Source organism: Amycolatopsis sp. NPDC104587, assembly GCF_055583645.1.
In genome coordinates this window covers 302,763-327,907 of record NZ_JBVJNO010000010.1, presented here as the reverse complement: position 1 = coordinate 327,907, position 25,145 = coordinate 302,763, and the positions used below count along the sequence as shown (strand labels likewise).

Here is a 25,145-nt window from a genome sequence, read left to right as displayed (position 1 = left end):
GCCTCAGCCCTCCTGCTCGAGTCCGGACCCGTCGCCGAGCCGGCCCAGTTCGTGGTCGATGAAGGCGAAGACCTCGTCCGTGCTGGCCGCGCCGAGCCGCTCGGAGACGTCTTCGCGCGCGGGCTCGGCGTCGGCGATCTTCGCCAGGAGCCGGCGCAGCCGGGCCGCGACGTCCGCCTCCGCGAGCTCACCCGCGGTGCCCGCGGCGACCAGCTCTTCGAGCCGGTCGAGCCCGTCCGGCAGTGAGGTCGCGACGACCGGCGCCGGCGCCAGCTCCGCCCGCAGGTGCCCGGCGAGCCCGGCCGGGGTCGGGTAGTCGAAGACGAGCGTCGCCGAGAGGGTCAGCCCGGTCGCGGCGGTGAGCCGGTTGCGGAACTCGACCGCGGTCAGCGAGTCGAAGCCCAGCTCGCGGAACTCCAGCCCGGCCCCGACCTGCTCGGCCGGGTGCCCGAGCACCGCCGAAACCTGGGTGCGCACCAGGGAAAGCAGGGTGCGTTCCTGCTCGCTCTCCCGCATCCCGGCCAGCTGCGCCCGCAGGTCGGCCGCGGCGGCCCGGTCCGGACCGGCGGCCGCGCTACGGCGTCCGGGCCGGCCCACCGGGCGAAGCAGCCACGGCAGCTCGCCGCGGGTGCGCAGCGTCGGCAAGTCGACGCGCACCGGGACGACGTGCGCGACGTCGCCGCCGACCGCGCGGTCGAACAGCTCCGCACCCTGTTCGGCGGCCAGCGGGGGCATGCCGCCGCGGACCATGCGTTCGCGGTCGGCGTCGGTCAGGTCGCCGGTCATACCGGTGTCCCACGCGCCCCAGGCGAGCGAGACCCCGGCCAGCCCCCGGCCGCGGCGGTGCTCGGCGAGGGCGTCGAGGAAGGCGTTCGCCGCCGCGTAGTTCGCCTGCCCCGGGGTGCCGATGGTGCCCGCCACCGAAGAGAACAGCACGAGCGCCGCGCGGTCTCCGACAAGCTCGTGCAGGTGCCAAGCCGCGTCGAGCTTCGGCGCGAACACCTTCGCCAGCCGCTCCGGGGACTGCGACGCGAGCACGCCGTCGTCGACCACACCGGCGGTGTGCACCACCGCAGTCAGATCAGGCACTTCAGCGAGCACCGCGGCAAGGGCATCCCGGTCGCTGACGTCGCAAGCCACCACCCGGACGTCGGCCGCCAGCTCCGCCACCAGCTCGTCGACTCCCTCGGCCGCCGGCCCCCTCCTACTGAGCAGCAGCAGCTTCCGCGCCCCCTGGGCCACGAGGTGCCGGGCGAAGACCCGCCCCAGCCCCCCGGTCCCCCCGGTGATCAGCACAGTCCCCTCCGGATCCCAGCCCGCACTTTCACGTGAAAGTGCGGGGCCCAGGTCGGCACTTTCACGTGAAAGTGCGGCTCGGGTGAGGCGGGCGACGCTCAGGGCGCCGTCGCGCAGGAGGAGCTGGGGTTCGCCGGTCGCCAGGGCCGCGCGGAGGGTGTCGCCGTCGGGCTCGTCGACGTCCAGCAGGACGAAGCGGCCGGGTTCCTCGGACTGCGCCGAGCGCACCAGGCCCCAGACGGCCGCCGCGGCGACGTCGTCCCCGCCGATCGCGCCGCGGGTGACGAACACCAGCCGCGGTGCGGGACTTTGCAGGTAGGTCAGCACTTCCGCGGTAAGCGCGTGGGCCGAAGCCGCCGCGTCGGGACCGCCGGTGACCGGGATCGCGACGACGTCGGCGCCGGACACCAGCGCGGCTGCGAAGTCCGGCTGGGCGTCGACACCGAGAGCGGCGGCGAGCTCGTCCCCGACGGCCGCCCACGTTTCGGCGCCCGGCTCGGGCACCGGGACCGGCGTCCAGCGCAGCCGGAACAGCGCGTCGGCCTCGGCGGGGGCCTCGGCCGCGCGGAGGGTGACGCCGGAGGCGGTCAGGACCGGCTTCCCGGCGTCGTCGGCCAGCGCCAGGGACACCGAGTCGCCGCCCGCCGGGGTGATCCGGACGCGGACCCGGCTCGCGCCGGACGCGTGCAGGGTGACACCGGTCCAGGCGAACGGCAGCCCGGCCGGGGCGCCCTCGCCGAACCCGATGGCCTGCAGGGCCGCGTCGAGCAACGCCGGGTGCAAGCCGAACCGGCCGGCTTCCGCGCCGTCGGGCAGGGCCAGTTCGGCGTAGACCTCGGCGCCGGAGCGCCAGACGCGCCGCAGGCCCTGGAACGCGGGGCCGTAGGCGAACCCGGCTTCGGCCGCTTGGGCGTAGAAGCCGGTGAGATCCGCTTCGACGGCTCCGGCGGGCGGCCACACGTCCGGCAGCGGCTCGGCCGCCACCGCACGCGGGACGAGCGTGCCGGTCGCGTGCCGGGTCCAGTCGTCGTCGGCCCGCGAGGAGATCGTCAGCTCCCGGCGGCCGCCTTCGCCGGGCTCGCCCACGGCCAGCTGCAGCACGACGGCGCCGTCCGGGTCGAGCACGAGCGGCACGGCCAGGGTCAGGTCCTCGACCGCCGCGCAGCCGACCTCGTCGGCCGCGCGGACCGCCAGTTCCAGGAAAGCCGCGCCGGGGAACAGGATCGTGCCGCCGACGACGTGGTCGCGCAGCCACGGCTGGGTGGCCGCGGCCAGCCGTCCGGAGAACACCACACCCGGTGAGTCGGCCAGGGCGAGCGTCGCGCCGAGCAGCGGGTGCCCGGCCGGGGCCAGGCCGAGGCCGGTGGCGTCACCCCCGGCGGCCGGCAGCGGCCAGAACCACTCGTGCTGGAACGCATACGTCGGCAGCGCGACGGGCCGGGCCTTCGGGAACCGGGCGGCCCAGTCGACGGCGACCCCGGCGACGTGCAGCCGCGCGAGGGCTTCGGCGACCGCGGTGGCTTCGTCGCGGTCCTTGCGCTGCACCGGGATCACGTGCGCGGCCGGCTCGTCGACGACCGCGGTGAGCGTGGCGTCCGGGCCCAGCTCGGCGAAGACCGTCACCCCGGCCTCGGTGAGTCGCCCGATCGCGTCGCCGAAGCGCACGGTCTCGCGGATCTGGCTGACCCAGTACGCCGGGGAGGTGACGTCGCCCGCCGACACGACCGGCACCCGCGGCTCGGCGAACGCCAGCTTCGCGACGACGTCGCCGAACTCGGCGAGCATCGGTTCCATCAGCACCGAGTGGAAGGCGTGCGAGACCCGCAGGCGCCGGTGCTTCGCGAACTTCGCGGCGACGGCGACAACGGCTTCTTCGTGTCCGGAAAGGACCACCGAGCCGGGGCCGTTCACCGCGGCGACGTCGACCCCTTCGCCGACGAACGGGAGAACGTCCTCTTCGGACGCCCGCACCGCGACCATGACACCACCGGTGGGCAGCGCGCCCATCAGCCGGGCGCGCGCGGACACCAGCGCGCACGCGTCCGGCAGGGACAGCACGCCGGCTACGTGCGCGGCGGCGATCTCGCCGACCGAGTGGCCGGTCACGAAGTCCGGGTGCACCCCCCAGGATTCGAGGAGCCGGAACAGCGCGACCTCGAACGCGAACAGCGCGGGCTGCGCGAACTCCGTGCGGTCGATCCGCTCGTCGTCGAGAGCGGGGCGCACCTCCGGGTCCAGCAAGGCCAGGACTTCGTCGAACGCGGCCGCGAACACCGGGTACGCGGCGGAGAGGTCGCGTCCCATGTGGACACGCTGTGAACCCTGACCGGAGAAGAGGAACGCGACCGGCGGAGCGACGCGGGCCTCCCCCTGCACGGCCGCGTCCCCGGCGGCGATGGCGCGCAGACCCGCGACGACCTCGGTGAGTTCGCTGCCGACAACCGCGGCGCGGTACGTGAACGCCGCCCGGGTCACTGCCGTCGCGTGGGCCAGGTCGTGCACCGGAGCATCGGTCGTTTCGAGGTGGTCGGCCAGGCGAGCGGCCTGGGCACGCAGGGCCTCGGGTGTGCGGCCGGAGACCACGACCGGCACCGGACCGGCGTCCGGCGCGGCGGGCTGCGGTGCGGGCCGATCGGCGGGCTGCTCGAGGATGACGTGGGCGTTGGTGCCGCTGATCCCGAACGACGACACCGCCGAGCGGCGGACGCGGTCCACCTCGGGCCAGGCCGTGGTGTCGGGCACCAGGTCGACCGCGCCTTCGGTCCAGTCCACATGGGACGACGGTTCGGCCGAGTACCGCGACTTCGGGACAACGCCGTGGCGCATCGCCTGCACCATCTTGATCACGCCCGCCACACCCGCGGCGGCCTGGGTGTGGCCGATGTTGGCCTTCACCGAACCCAGCAGCAGCGGCGTTTCGCGGTCACGGCCGTAGGTGGCCAGGAGGCTCTGCGCCTCGATCGGGTCGCCGAGCGGGGTGCCGGTGCCGTGCCCTTCAACAACGTCCACATCGGACGTCGTGAGGCCGGAGACGGTCAGCGCCTGGCGGATCACCCGCTGCTGCGACGGACCGTTGGGCGCAGTGAGGCCGTTGGACGCGCCGTCCTGGTTGACCGCCGACCCGCGCACCACGGCGAGAACCTCGTGGCCGTTGCGGCGCGCGTCGGAAAGGCGCTCCAGCAGCACGACCCCGACGCCTTCGGCCCAGCCGACCCCGTCGGCGGAGTCGGAGAACGACTTGCACCGGCCGTCGGCGGCGAGGCCGCCCTGGGCCGAGAAATCGACAAAGGCACCCGGGGTCGCCATGACCGTGACCCCGCCGGCGATCGCCAGCTCGCAGTCCCCGGCCCGCAGGGCCTGCGCGGCCCAGTGCATCGCGACCAGCGACGACGAGCACGCCGTGTCGATCGTGACGGCCGGGCCTTCGAGGCCGAGCGCGTAAGCCACGCGGCCGGACATGACACTGCCCGCGGTGCCGATGCCGAGGAAGCCGAGGGCCTCCTCCGGGAACTGCACACCCTGGCCGTAGTCGTGGTACATCACCCCGGCGAACACCCCGGTCTTGCTGCCGCGCAAAGAAAGCGGATCGACACCGGCGCGTTCGACGACCTCCCAGGAGGTCTCCAGCAGAAGCCGCTGCTGCGGGTCCATCGCGAGGGCTTCCCGCGGCGAGATCCCGAACAGGCCGGGGTCGAACATCCCGGCTTCGCCGAGGAAACCGCCTTCGCGGGTGTAGGAACGGCCGCGGTCGGCGCCGAAGAGCCCGGCGAGGTCCCAGCCGCGGTCGGCCGGGAACGGGCCGACGCCGTCGCCGCCGTCGAGCACCAGCTGCCACAGCTCTTCGGGCGAGGTGACCCCGCCCGGGTAGCGGCAGGCCATCGACACGATGGCGATCGGGTCGTCGGAGACCGGCGCCCGGACCGTGGTGCGGGCGACCGGGACGTCCTCGCCGGCGAGCTCGCCACGCAGGAAACCGGCCAGCACCACCGGCGTGGGGTGGTCGAACACCAGGGTCGCGGGCAGGCGCAGGCCGGTCGCGGTCGCGAGCTGGTTGCGGAACTCGACCGCGGTGAGCGAGTCGAAGCCGAGGCCGCGGAACTCGCGTTCGACGTCCACCTTCGCGGCGTCGAAGCCGAGGACGGTGGCGACCTGGGTGCGGATGACCTCCAGCAGCGCCTTGTGCTGTTCGCTCTCCCGCAGGCCGGAAAGCCGGTCACGCAGGGCGTTCGCGGCCGGGGTGGCCCGGCCCGCGCGACGGCTCTTGCGGCCGACCGGGCGCAGCAGCCACGGCGGCTCGGGCAGGGCGCGGACGCGCGGCAGGTCGACCAGCACCGGGACGAGCGCGGGTTCGGCGAGGGTCACGGCCCGGTCGAACAGCGCGCAGCCCTGCTCGACCGGCAGCGGCGGCATGCCCGCGCGGACCATCCGCTCGCGGTCGGCGTCGGTGAGCGTGCCGACCATGCCGGTCTCCCAGGCGCCCCAGGCCAACGACGTCGCGGCGAGGCCGCGGGCGTGCCGGTGGGCGGCGAGCGCGTCGAGGAAGGCGTTGGCGGCGGCGTAGTTCGCCTGCCCCGGTGAGCCGATGGTGCCGGCGACCGAGGAGAACAGCACGAACGCGGCGAGGCCGTCGGTCAGCTCGTGCAGGTTCCAGGCGGCGTCGGCCTTCGGGCGCAGCACGGTCTCGAGGCGCTCGGCGTCGAGGGAGCCGACCACCCCGTCGTCGAGCACCCCGGCGGCGTGCAAGACGGCGGTCAGCGGCCGGTCGGCCGGGATGCCCTCCAGCAGCTTCGCGGCGGCGTCGCGGTCGGCGAGGTCGCAGGCGGCGACGGTGACTTCGGTGCCGTGCGCGGCGAGCTCGGCGACGAGCTCGACGATCCCGTCGGCGTTCCCGCCCCGGCGGCTGGCGAGCAGGACGTGCTTGACGCCGTACTCGGCGGCGAGGTGCCGGGCGAAGACGCGGCCGAGGCCGCCGGTGCCGCCGGTGATCAGGACCGTGCCCTCGGGGTCCCAAGCGGCACTTTCACGTGAAAGTGCCGCGTTGCCGAGCCGGGCGGCGCGGGCGGTGCCGTCGCGGAGGAGCAGCTGCGGTTCGCCGGTCGCGATGGCGGCGGGGAGTCCCGCCAGGGAGGCGTCGTCGACGTCGGCGAGCACGAACCGGCCGGGGTTCTCGGTCTGCGCGGAGCGGACGAGCCCCCAGACCGCGGCGGCGGCGAGGTCTTCCCCGGCGACGGCGCCTTCGGTGACGAAGACGATCCGGGTGGTGTCGTTCGGGGTCTGCAGGATGGTGAGGACCTCGGCGGTGACCCGGCGGACGTCGGCGAGCACGTCGCCGCCGCCGTGCACCGGGACCAGCAGCACGTCCGGCTCGGCGGCCAGTGCCGCCGCCAAGTCCGCGTATTCGGTGCCCAGGTCCGCGAGCCGGGAGCCGAGCACCGCCCACGCGCCGTCCGGGGTGCCGCCGGGCAGCGGCAGCCAGTCGAGGCGGAACAGCGACTCCGGGCCGGACTCGACCGGCGTTGCCGCGCGCAGGGTGAGCGAGTCCACCGACAGGACCGGTGCGCCGGTCTCGTCGGCCAGGTCCAGGGTCACCGAGTCGTCGCCGGCCCGCGCGATCCGCGCTCGCACCCGGCGGGCGCCGGTCGCGTGCAGTTCCGCGCCCGCCCAGGAGAAGGGCAGCCCGCCCGGCACTGAATCAGCGAAAGAGATCGCGTGCAGGACCGAGTCGAGCAGGGCTGGGTGCAGGCCGTACTCCTCGGCGTCGTCGCCGGGCAGCTCGGCTTCGGCGAACACTTCACCGTCACGCAGCCAGACCCGCTTAAGGCCGCGGAACTGGGGACCGTAGGCGAAACCCGCCTCGGCGAAGTTCTCGTAGAACCCGGTCAAGTCCACTTCGGACGCTCCGGCGGGCGGCCACTCCGCCGCGTCGAAGCCGGCCGGGAGCGTGCCCGGGGCCAGGACGCCGGTGCCGTGCCGGACCCACTCGGCGTCGGCGCGCGAAGACACGCTCACCTCGCGGCGGCCGTCGGTGTCCGGGGCGCCGGCGACGACCTGCACGAGCGGAGCGCCGGACAGCACCAGCGGCGCCGCCACCGTGAAGTCCTCCACCCGGCCGCAGCCGACCTGGTCACCGGCCCGCACCACCAGCTCGAGGAACCCGGCGCCGGGGAACAGCACCTGGCCGCCGATCACGTGGTCCTCGACCCACGACGGCGAGAGCCGGCCGGAGAAGACGACCTCGCCGGAGCCGGCGACCTCGGTGACCGCGCCGAGCAGCGGGTGCCCGGCCGCGGTGATGCCGAGCTGGTGCGCGCCCGGGACGAGCCGCGGCCAGTACCGCTGCCGCTGGAACGCGTACGTCGGCAGCGGAACCCGCCGGGCGCCGGTCCCCTCGAACAGCGCCGCCCAGTCGACCGGCACGCCGTTGACGTGCAGCGCGGCGAGCGCAGTGACGGCGGTGGTCTCTTCGTCGCGCCCGGCGCGCAGCACCGGCGCGAGAACCTCACCGTCGACGAGCGCGGTGAGCACGGCGTCCGGGCCGAGCTCGGCGAACGCCGTGACCCCCGCTTCGAGCAGGTTCGCGGTCGTGTCGGCGAAGCGGACGGTGTCGCGCACCTGCCGCACCCAGTACTCCGGCGAGGTGAAGTCGCCGACCACCGGGATTTCGGGCTCGGCGAAGGTCAATCCGGCGACAACCGCGCGGAAGTCGTCGAGCATCGGGTCCATCGCCGCCGAGTGGAAGGCGTGGGACACGGTGAGCCGCTTGGTCTGCTCGAAGCCCGCGGCCGCGGCCAGCACGGCGTCCTCGGCGCCGGACAGCACCACCGACGAGGGCCCGTTCACCGCGGCGAGCGAGACGTCGCCGGTCAGCAGCGGCCGAACCTCGTCCTCGGTGGCGCGCACGGCGACCATCGCCCCGCCGGCCGGCAACGCCTGCATGAGCCGGGCGCGCGCCGCGACGAGCGTGCACGCGTCGGCCAGCGACAGCACCCCGGCGGCGTGGGCGGCGGCGATCTCGCCGACCGAGTGCCCGGCGAGGAACGCCGGCCGCACCCCCCACGAGCGCACCAGGCGGAACAGCGCGACTTCCAGCGCGAAGAGCGCGGGCTGGGCCCAGCCGGTCTCGTCGAGCAGCGCGGCGTCTTCGCCGAAGACGACCTCGCGCAGCGGACGCGGCAGAGCGGGGTCGAGGTGCGCGCACACCGCGTCGAAGGCGTCGGCGAACACGCCGAACCGCTCGTAGAGCGCCCGGCCCATGCCGAGCCGCTGCGAACCCTGGCCGGTGAACAGGAACGCGACCGTCCGCTCACGGGCGGTCCCGCGGGCGACCGGGGTGCCGTCGACCAGCACGGCGCGGTGTTCGAACGCCGAGCGGGTGGTGGCGAGCGAGAAGCCGGTGTCGAGGGGGTCGAACCCCTGGGGCAGGGCGGCGAGCTGGGCGTCCAGGGCGGCTTCGGACCGGCCGGACACGAGCCACGGCACCACGCCCGGCGTGACCGCCCGCTCCGGCGGCGCCGAAGGGAGCGCCGGGGCCTGCTCGATGATCACGTGCGCGTTGGTGCCGGAGAGCCCGAACGACGAGACGCCGGCCCGGCGCGGGCGCCCGTTCTCCCGCCAGTCGACCGGCTCGGTGACCAGCTCGATCGCGCCCGGGGTCCAGTCGACGTGCGTCGACGGCTCGGTCACGTGCAGCGACGCCGGGATCCGTTCCCGGTGCAGGGCCAGGATCATCTTGATCACCCCGGCGACGCCCGCCGCGGCCTGGGTGTGGCCGAGGTTGGACTTGATCGAGCCGAGCCGCAGCGGGGCCGGCCGGTCGTGTCCGTAGGCGGCCAGCAGCGCCTGCGCTTCGATCGGGTCCCCGAGGGTCGTGCCGGTGCCGTGGCCCTCGACCACGTCCACTTCGGACGGACGCAGCCCGGCGCTCGCCAGTGCCTGCCGGATCACGCGCTGCTGGGAAGGCCCGTTCGGGGCGGTGAGGCCGTTGGACGCGCCGTCGGAGTTGATCGCCGAACCGGCGACCACCGCAAGGACGTCGTGGCCGTGCCGTCGTGCGTCCGACAGCCGCTCGACGACCAGGACACCGGCGCCTTCGGACCAGCTCGTGCCATCGGCGGAGTCGGAGTAGGCCTTGCACAGCCCGTCCGGCGCGAGGCCGTTCTGCCGGCTGAAGCCGACGAAGCTGACCGGCGTGGCCATCACCGTGACACCGCCGGCGAGCGCGAGGTCGCACTCCCCCGCGCGCAGGGCCTGCGCCGCCAGGTGCAGGGCGACCAGCGACGACGAGCACGCCGTGTCGATCGTCATCGCCGGGCCCTCGAGACCGAGCACGTAGGACAGCCGGCCGGACACGACGCTCGCCGCGACACCGGTGCCCGCGTGCGCCTCGACGTCGGTGGCCGAGCGGACGATCACCCCAGCGTAGTCCTGGCCGTTGGTGCCGACGAACACGCCGGTGCGGCTGCCGCGCAGGCCGGTCGGGTCGATGCCGGTGCGCTCGACGGCCTCCCACGACGTCTCGAGCAGCACGCGCTGCTGCGGGTCCATCGCGAGGGCCTCACGCGGGGAGATGCCGAAGAACTCGGGGTCGAAGTCGGCGGCGTCGGGCAGGAACCCGCCGCGGTCGACGTAGCTGCTGCCGCGGCCTTCGCCGGCCAGGGCCGACATGTCCCAGCCGCGGTCGCCCGGGAAGCCGGTGATGGCGTCACGGCCTTCGGCCAGCAGCGTCCACAGGTCTTCGGGCGAGCGGACGCCACCCGGGAAGCGGCAGCTCATGCCGACCACGACGATCGGGTCGTCGGTGGTGCTCGCCGGGCCCGCCACGGCGGTCACCGGGGCGTCACCGCCGAGGACCTCGGCGAGGAGGAGCTCGGCCAGGGCGAGCGGGTTCGGGTGGTCGAACACCAGCGTCGCGGGCAGCCGCAGCCCGGTCGCGGCGTCGAGCCGGTTGCGCAGCTCGATCGCGGTCAGCGAGTCGAACCCGAGGTCGGAGAACGCCCGCGTAGCCCCGATTTCGGCGGTGCCCGCGTGCCCGAGCACGGTCGCGACGTGCTCGCGGACCAGCTCCAGCAGCACACTCGCGCGTTCGGCGGCCGGGGTCGCGAGCAGCCTCGTCGCCAGCGCGCCGCCGGCCGCGGGTTCGGCCGCCAGCTCGGCGAGGACCCGGCGGACGACCGGCAGGTCGGCCAGCAGCGGGCTGCGGCGGACGCTCAGCAGCGGCCGCAGGACGTCGGCGTTCTGGATGTCGGCGACCACCAGCTGCGCGGCCGGGCCGCCCGCGTCGGCCAGCACGGTGACGGCGAGGTCGGGGTCGAGGCCGCCGCCGAGGCCGGCGGCCATGCCGTCGCCCGCCCAGGCGCCCCAGGCGATCGACGTCGCGGCCCGCCCGCGGGCGCGCCGGGCTTCGGCGAGCGCGTCGAGCACGGCGTTGGCGGCGGCGTAGTTGGCCTGACCCGGGTTGCCGACGGCGCCGGCCACCGAGGAGAACAGGATGAACGCGTCGAGATCGCCGGCCAGCTCGTCGAGCAGCAGCGCCGACTCGACCTTCGCGCGGAACACGGCGTCGAAGCGGTCCGGGGTGAGGCTGCCGAGGACGCAGTCGTCGAGGACACCGGCAGCGTGCACGACGGCGTCCGGCCGGTGGATTTCGAGGAGCCCGGTGAGCTGGGCACGGTCCGCGACGTCGCAGCGCGCGACGACCACGCGCTCGTCGGGGCCGGGTTCACCGCCGGAGCGGCTGGCCAGCACGACCTTGTCGGCACCCTGGCCGAGCAGCCACTTCGTGACGTGGCGGCCGAGCGCGCCGGTGCCACCGGTGACCAGGACGGTCCCGCGCGGCTGCCACGGCGTGGTCGCGGCGGCGGCCGGGGTGAGGCGGCGGCCGTAGACACCCGAGGCGCGGACGGCGATCTGGTCGTCGTCACCGTCGAGGGCCCCGGCGAAGCGGGCGAGGAGGCGGGCGTCGAGCTCGGCCGGGAGGTCGGCGAGGCCGCCCCAGCGGCGTGGGTACTCCAGCGCGGCGACGCGGCCGAGTCCCCAGATCGCGGCCTGGGCGGGCGCGGTGACGGGGTCGGCGGGGCCGGTGGAGACGGCGCCGCGGGTTACGCACCACAACGCCGTGTCGGCGCCGAGGTCGTCCAGAGCCTGGATGAGCGCGGTGGTCCCGTCGAGCGCGAGCAGCGAGACGACCACCGGGGCGAGGTGGTCACGCAAGAGGTCGGCCAGCTCGGCGCGGTCCACAGTGGACACCGTCAGCGAGGTGCCCAGCGCGGCCGCGACCTCGCGCACCCACGGGTCGTCCGTGGGCGGGACGAGGACCAGCCGGTCGCCGGTCGAAGCCGTCGTGGCGGGGAGGGGCCGCCACTCGACGCGATAACGCCAGCCGTCCACAACGGACTGCCGCTGGCGGCGGGCCCGCAGGGCGGACAGGGCCGGGACGACCGACGCCAGCGCCGGGGCGTCGACCTGGAGGTCGGCGGCCAGCTCGGCCAGGTCGCCGTGCTCGACGACCGACCAGAACGAGTCGTCCGCGGCGGTCCGCACGGCGGGCTCCGGCCAGTAGCGGCGGCGCTGGAAGGCGTAGGTGGGCAACTCCGTGACACGCGCGCCGGTACCCGCGAACCAGGCGGCCCAGTCGATCCGGGTGCCGGCGGCGTGCAGGGCGGCCACCGCCGCGGCGACGGCGGCACGCTCGTCGCGGTCGCGGCGCAGCACCGGGACGAGCGCCGTGCCCGGGACGTCGACCAGCCCGGTGAGCACCGCGTCCGGCCCGACCTCGACAAACGCCGTGACACCGCGTTCGGCCAGTCCGGCGACCGCGTCGGCGAAGCGGACGGTGTCGCGGACGTGCCGGACCCAGTGCTCGGGGTCGGTGACGTCGCCGGACGTGACGACCGGGATCTCCGGCTCGGCGAACGTCAGCCCGGTGACCACCGCGCGGAAGTCGTCGAGCATCGGGTCCATCAGGTGCGAGTGGAACGCGTGACTGACGCTGAGCCGCTTGGTCTTCCCGAACCGCGACGCCACTGCCAGCACCGCGTCTTCGGCGCCCGAGAGCACCACCGAGCGCGGCCCGTTCACCGCGGCGAGGCCGACCTCGCCGGTCAGCAGCGGGCGAACGTCCTCTTCGGACGCTTCGACCGCGACCATCGCGCCCCCGGGCGCAAGCGCTTGCATCAGGCGTCCTCGCGCGGAGACCAGCGCGCAAGCGTCCTCAAGGGACAACACGCCGGCGACGTGCGCGGCGGCGATCTCGCCGACGGAGTGCCCGGCGACGAAGTCCGGCCGCACGTCCCACGACTCCAGCAGCCGCACCAACGCGACCTCGATGGCGAACAGGGCGGGCTGTGCGTGCCCGGTCTGCGCGAGGGCGTCGGCATCAGTGCCCCAGACGACGTCCCGCAGGCCGGGCTCGAAGAAGGCGAACACCTCGTCGAGCGCGGCGGCGAAGACCGGGTAGGCCTCGGCCAGCTCGCGGCCCATCCCGAGCCGCTGGGCGCCCTGACCGGTGAACAGGAACGCCTGGCGCGGCGGGCGGCCGGTCTCGGTGGACCCGGCCAGCGCCCGCAGCTCGCGGATCGCCGTTTCCGGCTCGGTGGCGACGATCGCCGCCCGGTGCGCGAAGCTCGCGCGGGTGGTGGCCGCTGCGAAGGCGATGTCGAGCAGCTGACCGGGCGTTTCGAGCCGGGCCGCAAGCCGGGCGGCCTGGTCGCGCAGCGCCTCGGCGGTCCGGCCGGAGACGACGAGCGGCACCGGCGTCGCGGTGGCCTCCTCGCGGGGTGCTTCCGGGCGGGGCGCGGCGGCTTCGAGGATCACGTGGGCGTTGGTGCCGCTGATCCCGAACGACGAGACCCCGGCCCGGCGGACACGGTCCACCGCGGGCCACTCGACGGCTTCGGAAACGACCTCGACCGCACCCGCTTCCCAGTCCACATGGGACGACGGCTCGCCGACGTGCAGCGACTTCGGCACGACGCCGTGGCGCATCGCCTCGATCACCTTGATCATCCCGGCGACCCCGGCGGCGGCCTGGGTGTGGCCGATGTTGGACTTGATCGAGCCGAGCAGCAGCGGCCGCGTGCGGTCCTGGCCGTAGGTCGCCAGCAGCGCCTGGGCTTCGATCGGGTCGCCCAGGGTGGTCCCGGTGCCGTGCGCTTCGACGACGTCGACGTCCGAAGTGGACAGTCCGGCGTTCGCGAGCGCGGCGCGGATGACCCGTTGCTGCGACGGGCCGTTCGGCGCGGTGAGCCCGTTGGACGCGCCGTCCTGGTTGACAGCAGAACCCCTTACCACGGCGAGGATCCGGTGCCCGTGGCGCAGCGCGTCGGACTGCCGCTCGACCACGAGGAGCCCCGCGCCCTCGGACCAGCCGGTGCCGTCGGCGTCGTCGGAGAACGCCTTGCACCGGCCGTCGGGGGCGAGACCGCTCTGGCCGCTGAAGCCGATGAACCCGCCCGGGGTGGCCATCACGGTCACGCCACCGGCCAGGGCGAGGTCGCACTCCCCCGCGCGCAGTGACTGCGCGGCCAGGTGCAGCGCCACCAGCGACGACGAGCAGGCGGTGTCGATCGTCATGGCCGGGCCCTCCAGGCCCAGCACGTACGACAGGCGGCCCGAGGCGACACTCGCGGCCAGGCCGGTGCCGGTCTGCCCGCGCAGGTCGGCGTCGGTGGTCATGAGCAGGTCGGAGTAGGTCTGGCCGTTCGTGCCGACGAAGACGCCGGTGCGCGAGCCACGCAGCCGCGTCGCGTCGAGCCCGGCGCGTTCGAAGGCCTCCCAGGACACTTCGAGCAGCAGCCGCTGCTGCGGGTCCATCGCGACCGCCTCACGCGGCGAGATCCCGAAGAACGCGGCGTCGAACTCGGCCGCGTCGTAGAGGAACCCGCCCGCCTGGGTGTCGCTGGCGGCCAGGGCGGCCGCGTCCCAGCCGCGGTCGGCCGGGAAGCCGGCGACGGCGTCGCCGCCCGAAGCGACCAGGTCCCACAGCCCGTCCGGGCCGGTGACCCCGCCGGGGAACCGGCAGGCCATGCCGACGACCACGACCGGGTCGTCGGACACCGGGCCGGCGACCACCACGGCGGTCCCGGTGTTCCCCGAGCCGACCAGCTCGCCGCGCAGGAACTCCGCGACCGCGCCCGGGGTCGGGTAGTCGAACACCAGCGTCGAGGGCAGCCGCAGCCCGGTCACCGCGGCGAGCCGGTTGCGGAACTCGACCGCGGTCAGCGAGTCGAAGCCCAGCTCGCGGAACTCCCGCGTCGGCTCGACGTCGTCGGGCGCGTGGCCGAGGACGGCGCCGGCCTCGGTGGCGACCTGGCCGACGAGCAGCCGCAGCTGCTCGGCCGGGCGCATCCCCGCGAGCTGTTCGCGCAGCGAGCCGCGCACGTGCTCGGCGTCGCCGCCCGCGCGGCGGCGGCCCGGCTTGGCGACCGGGCGCAGCAGCCACGGTAGCTCGCCCTGGGCGCGCATGGCCGTCATGTCCACGCGCATCGGCACGACGACGGGGCTCGGCGACCGCGTCGCCCGGTCGAACAGCCGGATGCCCTGCTCGACGGTCAGCGGCGGCACCCCGCCGCGGGCCATCCGCTCGCGGTCGGCGTCGGTGAGCGTGCCGACCATGCCGGTTTCCCAGCCGCCCCAGGCCAGGGACAGCGCGGCGCGCCCCTCGCGGTGGCGGCGCTGGGCGAAGGCGTCGAGGAAGGCGTTGGCGGCGGCGTAGCTGCCCTGCCCGGCCGAGCCGACCGTGCCGGCGACCGAGGAGAAGACGAGGAACGCGGACAGGTCGAGGTCACGGGTGAGCTCGTCGAGGTGGACGACGGCGTCGACCTTGGGCCGCAGCACGGTGTCCAGGCGCGCGGGGTCGAGCGAGGCGACCACGCCGTCGTCGAGGACACCCGCGGTGTGCACGACGGCGCGCAGCGGGTGCGCGGCCGGGATCCGGGCGAGCACGGCGGCGAGCTGGTCGCGGTCGGCGACGTCGCAGGCTTCGATGGTGACGCCGTCGCCCAGCTCGGCCCGCAGCTCGGCCGCGCCGGGGGCGTCGGGGCCGCGGCGGCTGGTGAGCAGGAGGTGCCGGACGCCGTGGGTGCGCACGAAGTGCCGGGCCAGTTCGCGGCCCAGCCCGCCGGTGCCGCCGGTGATGAGCACGGTGCCGTCGGGTTCCCAGCGCGGCGGCAGGGTCAGCACGATCTTGCCGACGTGCTTGGCGCGGCTCATGTGCCGGAACGCGGCCGGGGCCTGGCGCAGGTCCCAGCTGCGGATCGGCAGCGGCGTCAGGACGCCGTCTTCGAAGAGCCGCAGCAGCTCGACGAGCAGTTCGGCGGTGCGGTCGGGGCCGGCCTCGCCGAGGTCGAACGCGCGGTAGCGGATCCGCGGCAGCGCGGCGGCGTCGCGTATGTCAGTTTTGCCCATCTCGAGGAAGCGGCCGCCGTCGGCGAGCAGGTTCAGGGAGGCGTCGGCGAAGTCGCCGGTGAGGGCGTTGAGGACCACGTCGACGCCCCCGCTCACGCGGCGGAAGTCGGCCTCGAACTCGAGCGAGCGGGAGGAGGCGATGTGGTCGTCGGCGACGCCCAGCTCACGCAGGACGTGCTGCTTGCCCGCGCTCGCCGTCGCGAAGACCTCGGCGCCGAGGTGGCGGGCCAGCTGGATGGCGGCCATGCCGACGCCGCCAGCGCCCGCGTGGATCAGGATCTTCTGGCCGGGCTTGAGGTCCGCGAGGTCGACGAGGGCGTAGTAGGCGGTCAGGAACACCAGCGGGACGGACGCGGCGGTGCGCGCGGACCAGCCGTCGGGCACCGGTGCGAGGTAGCGCAGGTCCGAGACGCTGTGCGTGCCGAACGAACCGGGCAGCATGCCGAACACGCGCTCGCCGACGCGGGCGGGGTCGACACCCGGGCCGGCCGCTTCGATCACGCCGGCGCCTTCCGCGCCGAGGTTCCCGAGCTTGCCCGGGTACATGCCGAGCACGGACAGGACGTCGCGGAAGTTGAGCCCGGCCGCTTCGAGGCGGACCCGGACCTGGCCCGCGGGCGGGTCGTCGAGCACGTCCGGGCACGCCTCGGCGCCCAGGTCGTCGATCCCCGCGGGGCCGGCGGTGAGCCGCCACGCCGGTCCCGCGGGAGGCAGGAGGTCGCCGTTGCCGGCCAGCCGGCCGAGCCGGGCGACGCGGACGCTTTCGCCGCGCACGGCGAACTGGGGCTCCCCGGAGACGACGAACCCGGTGCCGGGCAGCGCGGCGCCGGCTTCGAGGTCGACGAGAACGAACCGGTCCGGCTGCTCGGACTGCGCGGAGCGGACGAGCCCCCAGGCCGCCGCGGCGGCGGGATCGGCGATCCGGTCGCCGGGCTCGACGGCGACGGCTTCGCGGGTCACGAAGACGACCCGCCGGGCGCGTTCGTCGGCGAGGGCGGTCTGCAGGACGGTCAGCGCGTGGGCGGTGACTTCCCGGACCGCGGCCGGCAGCGGGTGCCCGGCCGCACCGGCTGCCATGAATGACTCATTCATGGCGTTCGGTGCGGCGCCGAGCGGGACCAGGAGCACGTCCGGCTCCAGGGCCAGCGCGGTGTCGAGGTCCGCGCACGGCCGGGCCACCTTCGCCAGCTGCGGGTCGTCGCCGAGGAGGGCCCACGTTCCGGCCGGGGCGTTTTTGGCCAGCGCCGCCGGGACCCACGTGAGCTGGAACAGAGAGTCGTCGTCCGCGTCGCGCTGGGCCGCTTCGCGCAGCTGGAGCGACTGGACGGTCAGGACCGGCGCGCCGGTCTCGTCCGTGACGGCGATCGCCACCGACTCGCGGTCCACCGGGGTGATCCGGGCGCGGATGCGGGTCGCGCCCGAGGCATGCAGCGTCACGCCGGACCACGCGAACGGCAGGCCGCCCGCGACCGTGTCGAGACGGTGGAGGGCGTGCAGGGCCGCGTCGGACAGGGCCGGGTGCAGGCCGTAGTCGCCGTCGGCGTCGCCGGGCAGCTCGGCCTCGGCGAGCAGCGTGTCGCCGTCCAGCCAGGCGCGGGTCAGACCGCGGAAGGCGGGCCCGTAGGCCAGGCCGGTCGCGGCCAGCTCGGTGTACACAGTGGACAAATCGAGTTCGGTGGCGCCGGCGGGCGGCCAGTCGCCCGCGGGCGCGGCCGGGTGCTCGCCGACGGCGACGAAGCCGGACGCGTGCGGCACCCACCCGGCGTGCGGGCCGGTGCCGCGCGAGGAGATCGTCAGCTCGCGGCGCCCGGCGTCGTCCGGGCCGCCGACGGCGATCTGCAGCAGCACCGGCTCCTCCGGGCGCAGCCACAGCGGCGCGGCGATGGACAGGCTCTGCACGGCGGCGCAGCCGACCTGGTCCGCCGCGCGGACGGCGAGGTCGAGGAACCCGGTGCCGGGGAACAGCACGTGCCCGCCGACGACGTGGTCGGCCAGCCACGGGCGCGTGTCGGTCGACAGCAGCCCGGACAGCACCACCCCGCCGGAGTCGGCGAGGTCGACGGCGAAGTCCAGCAGCGGGTGCCCGGCCGGGGTGAGCCCGAGGCGCTCGACGGCACCGCGGCCCGGCGTGACCCGCGGCCAGTAGTGCCGGCGCTGGAAGGCGTACGTCGGCAGGGTGATCCGCCGGGCGCCGGGGAACCACGGCGTCCAGTCGACCCCCGCGCCGGCCACGTGCAGCCGGGCCAGCCCGGTGAGGAACGCCTCCGGTTCCGGGCGGTCCTTGCGCAGCAGCGGCGTGACGAGCGCGCCGGGCGCGTCGACCATCGCCGAAAGGACGCCGTCGGGACCGACCTCGACGAACGCCGTGACGTCGAGCGCGGCGAGGACGTCGGCGAAGCGGACGGTGTTGCGGACGTGCCGGACCCAGTGCTCCGGGTCGGTGACGTCGCCGGTGGTGACAACCGGGATCCGCGGCGGCGCGAAGGTCAGCCCGGCGACGACCGCGCGAAACTCGTCGAGCATCGGGTCCATCAGGTGCGAGTGGAACGCGTGGCTGACGGACAGCCGCTTGGTCTTTTCGAACTGCGACGCCACGTTCAGCACCGCGTCTTCGGTGCCCGACAGCACCACCGCGCGCGGGCCGTTGACCGCGGCGACGTCGACACCGTCGACGAGCCGGGCGCGAACGTCCTCTTCGGACGCTTCGACCGCGACCATGGCGCCACCCGGCGCAAGCGCTTGCATCAGGCGGCCGCGGGCGGTCACCAGCGCGCACGCGTCCTCGAGGGACAGGACACCGGCGATGTGGGCGGCGGCGATCTCGCCGACCGAGTGCCCCGCGACCCGCGCCGGCCGGACGCCGTGTGCCTCGGCCAGCCGGGCCAGCGCGACCTCGAGCGCGAACAGCGCGGGCTGCGCCCAGCCGGTCTCGGCGAGCAGGCTCGGGTCGTCGCCCCAGAGGACGTCGCGCAGGCCGGGGTCGAGGTGCACGAGGACCTCGTCGAGGGCGTCGGCGAACGGCTTCGACACGGCGTAAAGCTCACGGCCCATGCCGAGGCGCTGGGAACCCTGGCCGGTGAACAGGAACCCGGTCGACGGGGCGTCCCCGGTGCCGCGCGCGGCTTCGCGGACGCCGTCCGGCGTGGCCAGGAGCACCGCGCGGTGCGGGAAGCCCGCGCGGGTGGTGAGCAGGGAGTGCCCGGTGTCGAGCGGGTCGAGCCCGGCGGAGGTGATCCGCTCGATCTGGGCGGTGAGGGCGTCCTCGGTCTTGCCGGAGATGACCCACGGCACGACCGGGACGTCCGGTCGCGACGCCGGAACCGGGCGCGGCTCGGGGGCTTCGAGGATGACGTGGGCGTTGGTGCCGCTGATCCCGAACGACGAAACCCCGGCCCGCCGCACCCGGTCCACCGCGGGCCACTCGACGGCTTCCGCAACGACCTCGACGGCCCCGGCTTCCCAGTCCACATGGGATGACGGCTGACCGACGTGGAGCGACTTCGGCACGATCCCGTGCCGCATCGCCTCGATCACCTTGATGACCCCGGCGACCCCGGCGGCGGCCTGGGTGTGCCCGATATTCGACTTCACCGACCCCAGCAGGAGCGGCGCCGACCGGTCCTGGCCGTAGGTCGCGAGCAGCGCCTGCGCCTCGATCGGGTCGCCGAGCGTCGTGCCGGTGCCGTGCGCTTCGACGACGTCGACGTCCGAAGTGGACAGACCGGCGTCGGCCAGCGCCGCGCGGATGACCCGCTGCTGCGACGGGCCGTTCGGCGCGGTCAGGCCGTTGGAGGCACCGTCCTGGTTCACGGCCGAGCCGCGCAGGACGGCGAGGATCTCGTGCCCGGCCCGGAGCGCCTCCGACTGCCGCGCCAGCACCAGCACACCGACCCCTTCGGACCAGCCGGTGCCGTCGGCGTCGTCGGAGAACGCCTTGCAGTGGCCGTCCGGGGCGAGGCCGTTCTGGCCGCTGAACCCGACGAACCCGCCCGGCGTGGCCATCACGGTCACGCCACCGGCGAGCGCGAGGTCGCACTCCCCCGCCCGCAGCGACTGCGCCGCGAGGTGCATCGCGACCAGCGACGACGAACACGCCGTGTCGATGGTCATCGCCGGGCCCTCCAGGCCCAGTACGTAGGAAAGACGGCCGGACACAACGCTGCCCGCGATGCCGGTGCCGGTCTGGCCGCGCAGCTCGACGTCGCCGGTGAGGAACAGGTCGGAGTAAGTCTGGCCGTTGGTGCCGACGAACACGCCGGTGCGCGAACCCCGCAGGCCGGTCGCGTCCAGCCCGGCGCGTTCCAGCGCCTCCCAGGACACTTCGAGCAGCTGCCGCTGCTGCGGGTCCATCGCGACCGCCTCACGCGGCGAAATGCCGAAGAACCCGGCGTCGAATTCGGCGGCGTCGTAGAGGAACCCGCCGGCGCGGGTGTCGGACGCGGCGAGCGCGGCCGCGTCCCAGCCGCGGTCGGTCGGGAAGCTCGACACCCCGCTGCGGCCGTCGGCGACGAGGTCCCAGAGGTCTTCGGGGCTTTCCACCCCGCCGGGGAACCGGCAGGCGACCCCGACCACGACGATCGGGTCGTCGTCGCGGCGACCGGTCGTCACCGCGGTGGGTACGTCGGTGGCGCCGAACAGTTCGGCCACCACGAGCCGCGCGACCGCGACCGGGGTCGGGTGGTCGAACACGAGTGTCGACGGCAGCCGCAGCCCGGTCACGGCGGCGAGGCGGTTGCGCAGCTCGACCGCGGTCAGCGAGTCGAAACCCAGTTCGGAGAACGACTTCCCGGCCCCCACGGCGGCGGGATCGGGGTGGCCGAGGATGGTGGCGGCGCGGCCGCGGACGAGGTCGGTGACCTTCGCCAGCCGCTCGTCGTCGCTCAGGGCACGGAGCTGCCCGGCGAGGTCGGCGGCCGCGGCGGACGTCGTGGCGGCCGAGCGGCGGATGCCCCCGGCGAGGCCGCGCAGGATCGGCGGCAGCTCGTCGAGCAGGCGCAGCGCGGCGAGGTCGACGGCGACCGGCACGACCACCGGCTGCGGCAGCGCGAGGGCGGCGTCGAACAGTGCGAGGCCGTGCTCGAGTTCCAGCGGCGGCATGCCCGAGCGGGCCATTCGCGCGAGGTCGGCCTCGACGAGCGAGCCGGCCATGCCGACCGTCCAGGAACCCCAGGCCAGGGACAGGCCGGGCAGCCCTTCGGCACGGCGGTGCGCGGCGAGGGCGTCGAGGAAGCTGTTGGCGGCGGCGTAGCTGCCCTGCCCGGCGCCGCCCATGATCCCGGCGACCGACGAGAACAGCACAAACGCGTCGAGGTCGTGGGTCAGCTCGTGCAGGTGCCACGCGGCGGCGGCCTTGGCGGCCAGGACCGGCGCGAGCCGCTCGGGGGTGAGGGCGGTGACGACACCGTCGTCGAGCACGCCGGCCGCGTGGACGACCGCGGTGAGCGGGTGCTCGGCCGGGACCGCCGCGAGCGCGGCGGCCAGGTCGTCGCGGTCGGCGACGTCGCAGGCGCGGATCTCGACGCCGAGCTCGTCGGTCAGCTCCCGCGCGCCGGGTGCGTCCGGCCCACGGCGGCTGAGCAGCAGCAGGTGCCGCACGCCGTGCTTCCGCACGAGGTGCCGGGCCAGCTCCGCCCCCAGCCCCCCAGTACCCCCGGTGATCAGGACGGTCCCGTCCGGGTTCCAGGCCGCACTTTCACGTGAAAGTGCGGCCCCCAGGTGGGCACTTTCACGTGAAAGCTCCGGGGTGGCGCGGGCGAGGCGGAGCGCGTGGGCGGTGCCGGCGCGCAGCCGCAGCTGGGGTTCGTCGAGGGCGAGGGCACGCCGGATGACGTCGTCGGTGGTCTCGGTGTCGGTGTCGACCAGGACGAAGCGGCCCGGGTTTTCCGCCTGGGCCGTGCGGATCAGGCCCCACACGGCCGCGGCGGCGAGGTCGCCGGCTTCGGTCACGAAGACCAGCCGCGACGTCGCGGAACCGTCTGTCAGCCAGTTCTGGGCCAGTTCGAGGGCGCGGGTGGTCAGTGTGGTGAGGCCGTCGAGGGGGCTGTCACCGGTGGTGAGCCGGACGAGGGTGACGTCGGTGGCGGCCGCCGGGGGCAGCACGACCGGCACCCAGCGCGGCTCGAACAGCGAGTCCACTTCGGACTCCGCGGCCACGGCTTCCGCACGCACCGAACCGACCGACGCCACCGGCTGTCCGGCGATGTCCGTGAGGGCCAACGCCCCGTCGGCACCGACCTGGACGCGAACGCGAGCAGCACCGGCCGCGTGCAGCGAAACCCGGCTCCACCGGGTGGGGTACCCGGTGATCCCCGCCGCCTCCAGCACATCCGAGAGAAGCCGCGGGTGCAGGCCGAAGCGAGCCGTCTCGGCCTCTTCCTCACCGAAGGCGACTTCGATGTCCGAGCCGGTGAAGTCTTCGTGGTGCGCGCCGGTGGCGAGGACACCCTCCGCGCGGCGGACCCAGCTGTCCGAAGCCCGGGTGTGGATGTCGAGGCGGCGGCGGCCGGTCTCGTCCGGCTCCCCCACCGAAAGCTGCAGGTCGACGGCCTCGTCGGCGGCCAGCTCCAGCGGAGCGCCGAGGGTGAGCTCTTCGACCAGGTCGCAGCCGAGGTCGAGGCCCGCGCGCAGGGCGAGTTCGACGAACCCGGTGCCCGGGAACACCCCGTCGGTGAGCCACGGGTGGGTGCGCGCGGAGACGCGCCCGGTCAGCAGCAGCCCGTCGGACCCGGCGGGGGCCAGGGACGCGCCGAGCAGCGGGTGCGTGACGGGGTCGAGCCCGAGCCCGGTGGCGTCGGCAGCGAAGTCCACAGTGGACGGCCAGAAACGCTGGCTCTGGAACGGGTAGGTCGGCAGGGGGATCGTGCGTGCGCCGGTTCCGGCGTAGAACTTCGTCCAGTCGACGCGCACCCCGGCGGTGTGCAACCGGGCCAGCGCTTCGGTGAGCACCGCGGGCTCGTCGGAGTCCCGGCGGGCCATCGGAACCGCGGTGACGTCCTCGATCATCGGGGTGAGCGCGGCGTCCGGGCCCAGCTCGGCGATCACCGAGACCCCCGCCTCGGCGAGCTTCGCCACGGCGTCGGCGAACCGGACCGGCTCGCGGACGTGACGCACCCAGTACTCGGCCGTGGTGACGTCCCCGGAGGCGATGAAGGGCAGCACCGGCTCGGCGAAGGTCAGCCCGTCGACCACCGCGCGGAAGTCGTCGAGCATCGGGTCCATCAGCGGCGAGTGGAACGCGTGCGACACCGACAGCCGGCGCGGGCGCTCGAAGTGCGCGGCGGCGGCCAGCACGGCGTCCTCGGTCCCGGACAGCACCATCGACCGCGGCCCGTTCACCGCGGCGATCGCGACGTCGTCACCCAGGTACGGCCGGACGTCCGCCTCGCTCGCGCGGACGGCGACCATCGCGCCGCCGGCGGGCAGCGCCTGCATCAGCCGGGCCCGCGCGCCGACGAGCACGCAGGCGTCGTCCAGCGACAGCACCCCGGACACGTGCGCGGCGGCGAGCTCGCCGACCGAGTGCCCGGCGACGAGGTCGGGCCGGATCCCCCAGGACTCCAGGAGCCGGAACAGCGCGACCTCGACCGCGAACAGCGCGGGCTGCGCGTGCCCGGTCCGGTCCAGCGCGGCGGCGTCGGTGCCCTGCAGCACCTCCCGCACGGCGGGGTCGAGCCGGTCGAGCGACGCGGCGAGGGCGTCGGCGAAGACGGGGAACCGCGCGGCCAGCGCCCGGCCCATGCCCAGCCACTGCGCGCCCTGGCCGGTGAAGACGTACGCGAGCGCGGGCGGCTGTTCGACCGATCCGGTGACGACGCCGGGTGCGTCACCGTCTTCCAGCCAAGCCGACAGCGCCGCACGGGGGTCGGCCCCCAGGACGCTCAGCCGCTCTTCGAACGCCGACCGGGTCGTGGCGAGTGACCAAGCGACGTCCAGGGGATCCGCGTCGATGCCGACGAGTTGGGCGACCTGAGCGCGCAACGCGGCCGGGGTCCGCCCGGAAAGCAGCCACGGCGCGGGAATCGGCGTGCGGTCGACCGAGGTGACCGGCGCGGCGGGTGCCTGTTCGATCAGCACGTGGGCGTTCGTGCCGCTGACCCCGAACGACGAAACACCGGCGCGGCGCGCGCGATCCACCTCAGGCCAAGGCTCGTTCGAAGTGGCCAGCCGGACCGCGCCGGCACTCCAGTCCACATGGGACGACGGCGTCTCGGCGTGCAGGGTCCGCGGCACCACCCCGTGCCGGATCGCCTCGACCACCTTGATGATCCCGGCGACGCCGGCGGCGGCCTGCGTGTGCCCGATGTTGGACTTGACCGACCCCAGCAGCAGCGGCGTCTCGCGGTCCTGGCCGTAGGTGGCCAGCAGGGCCTGGGCTTCGATCGGGTCGCCGAGCCTGGTGCCGGTCCCGTGCGCTTCGACGACGTCGACGTCCGAAGTGGACAGTCCGGACGAGGCCAGCGCGGCGCGGATGACACGTTGCTGCGAAGGACCGTTCGGCGCGGTGAAGCCGTTGGACGCGCCGTCGGAGTTCACCGCGGTGCCGCGGACCACGGCGAGCACGTCGTGCCCGTTGCGGTGCGCGTCCGACAGCTTCTCCAGCACCAGCACGCCGATGCCCTCGGACCAGCCGGTGCCGTCGGCGGCGTCGGAGAACGCCTTGCAGCGGCCGTCGGCCGACAGCCCGCCCTGGCGGCTGAACTCCAGCAGCGACCCGGGGGTCGACATCACGTTCACACCCGCGGCCAGCGCGAGGGTGCACTCCCCCGCGCGCAGCGCCTGCGCGGCCAGGTGCACCGCGACCAGCGACGACGAGCACGCCGTGTCGACCGTGACGACCGGGCCTTCGAGGCCGAGGGTGTAGGCGATCCGGCCCGACAGCGCGCTCGCCGCGATGCCGGTGCCGACCGAGCCGTCGGCGTCGGCCAGCGACCGGACCATCAGGTAGGCGTAGTCCTGCCCGTTCGTCCCGGCGAAGACGCCGGTGCGGCTGCCGCGCAGCCGCCGCGGGTCGATCCCGGCCCGTTCGACCGCCTCCCAGGACACCTCCAGCAGCAGCCGCTGCTGCGGGTCCAGGGACACCGCCTCGCGCGGCGAGATCCCGAAGAACCCCGCGTCGAAGTCCGTGACGCCGTCGAGGAACCCGCCGGCCTGGCTGACGCCCATGCCCCGCTCGTCGACTCGAGCGCCGGTGACCGCCTCGACGTCCCAGCCGCGGTCGGCCGGGAACGGCCCGATCGCGTCCCCGCCGTCCTCGACGAGCCGCCACAGCGCCTCGGGGCCGCGGACGCCGCCGGGGAACCGGCAGCCCATGGCCACGATGGCGATCGGTTCCGTGGCGGCGGCCCGCAGCTCCTGGTTCTGCCGCTTGAGCCGCTCGGACTCCTTCATCGCGGCACGGAGTGCTTCGACGACCCGGTCGCTCGGGGTGGACATGTGTCAGCTCCGTA

Annotated in this window: 1 protein-coding gene; it reads right to left on the bottom strand. The window is 75.0% G+C overall.

Going from position 1 to position 25,145, the window contains the following annotated elements; all coding sequences use genetic code 11:
- Nucleotides 1-3: 3 nt before the first annotated feature.
- Nucleotides 4-25,131, bottom strand: coding sequence for a type I polyketide synthase (locus ACZ61C_RS31105; RefSeq protein WP_465311402.1), 25,128 nt, complete (start codon nt 25,129-25,131; stop codon nt 4-6).
- Between the last annotated feature and the right edge of the window lie 14 nt (nt 25,132-25,145).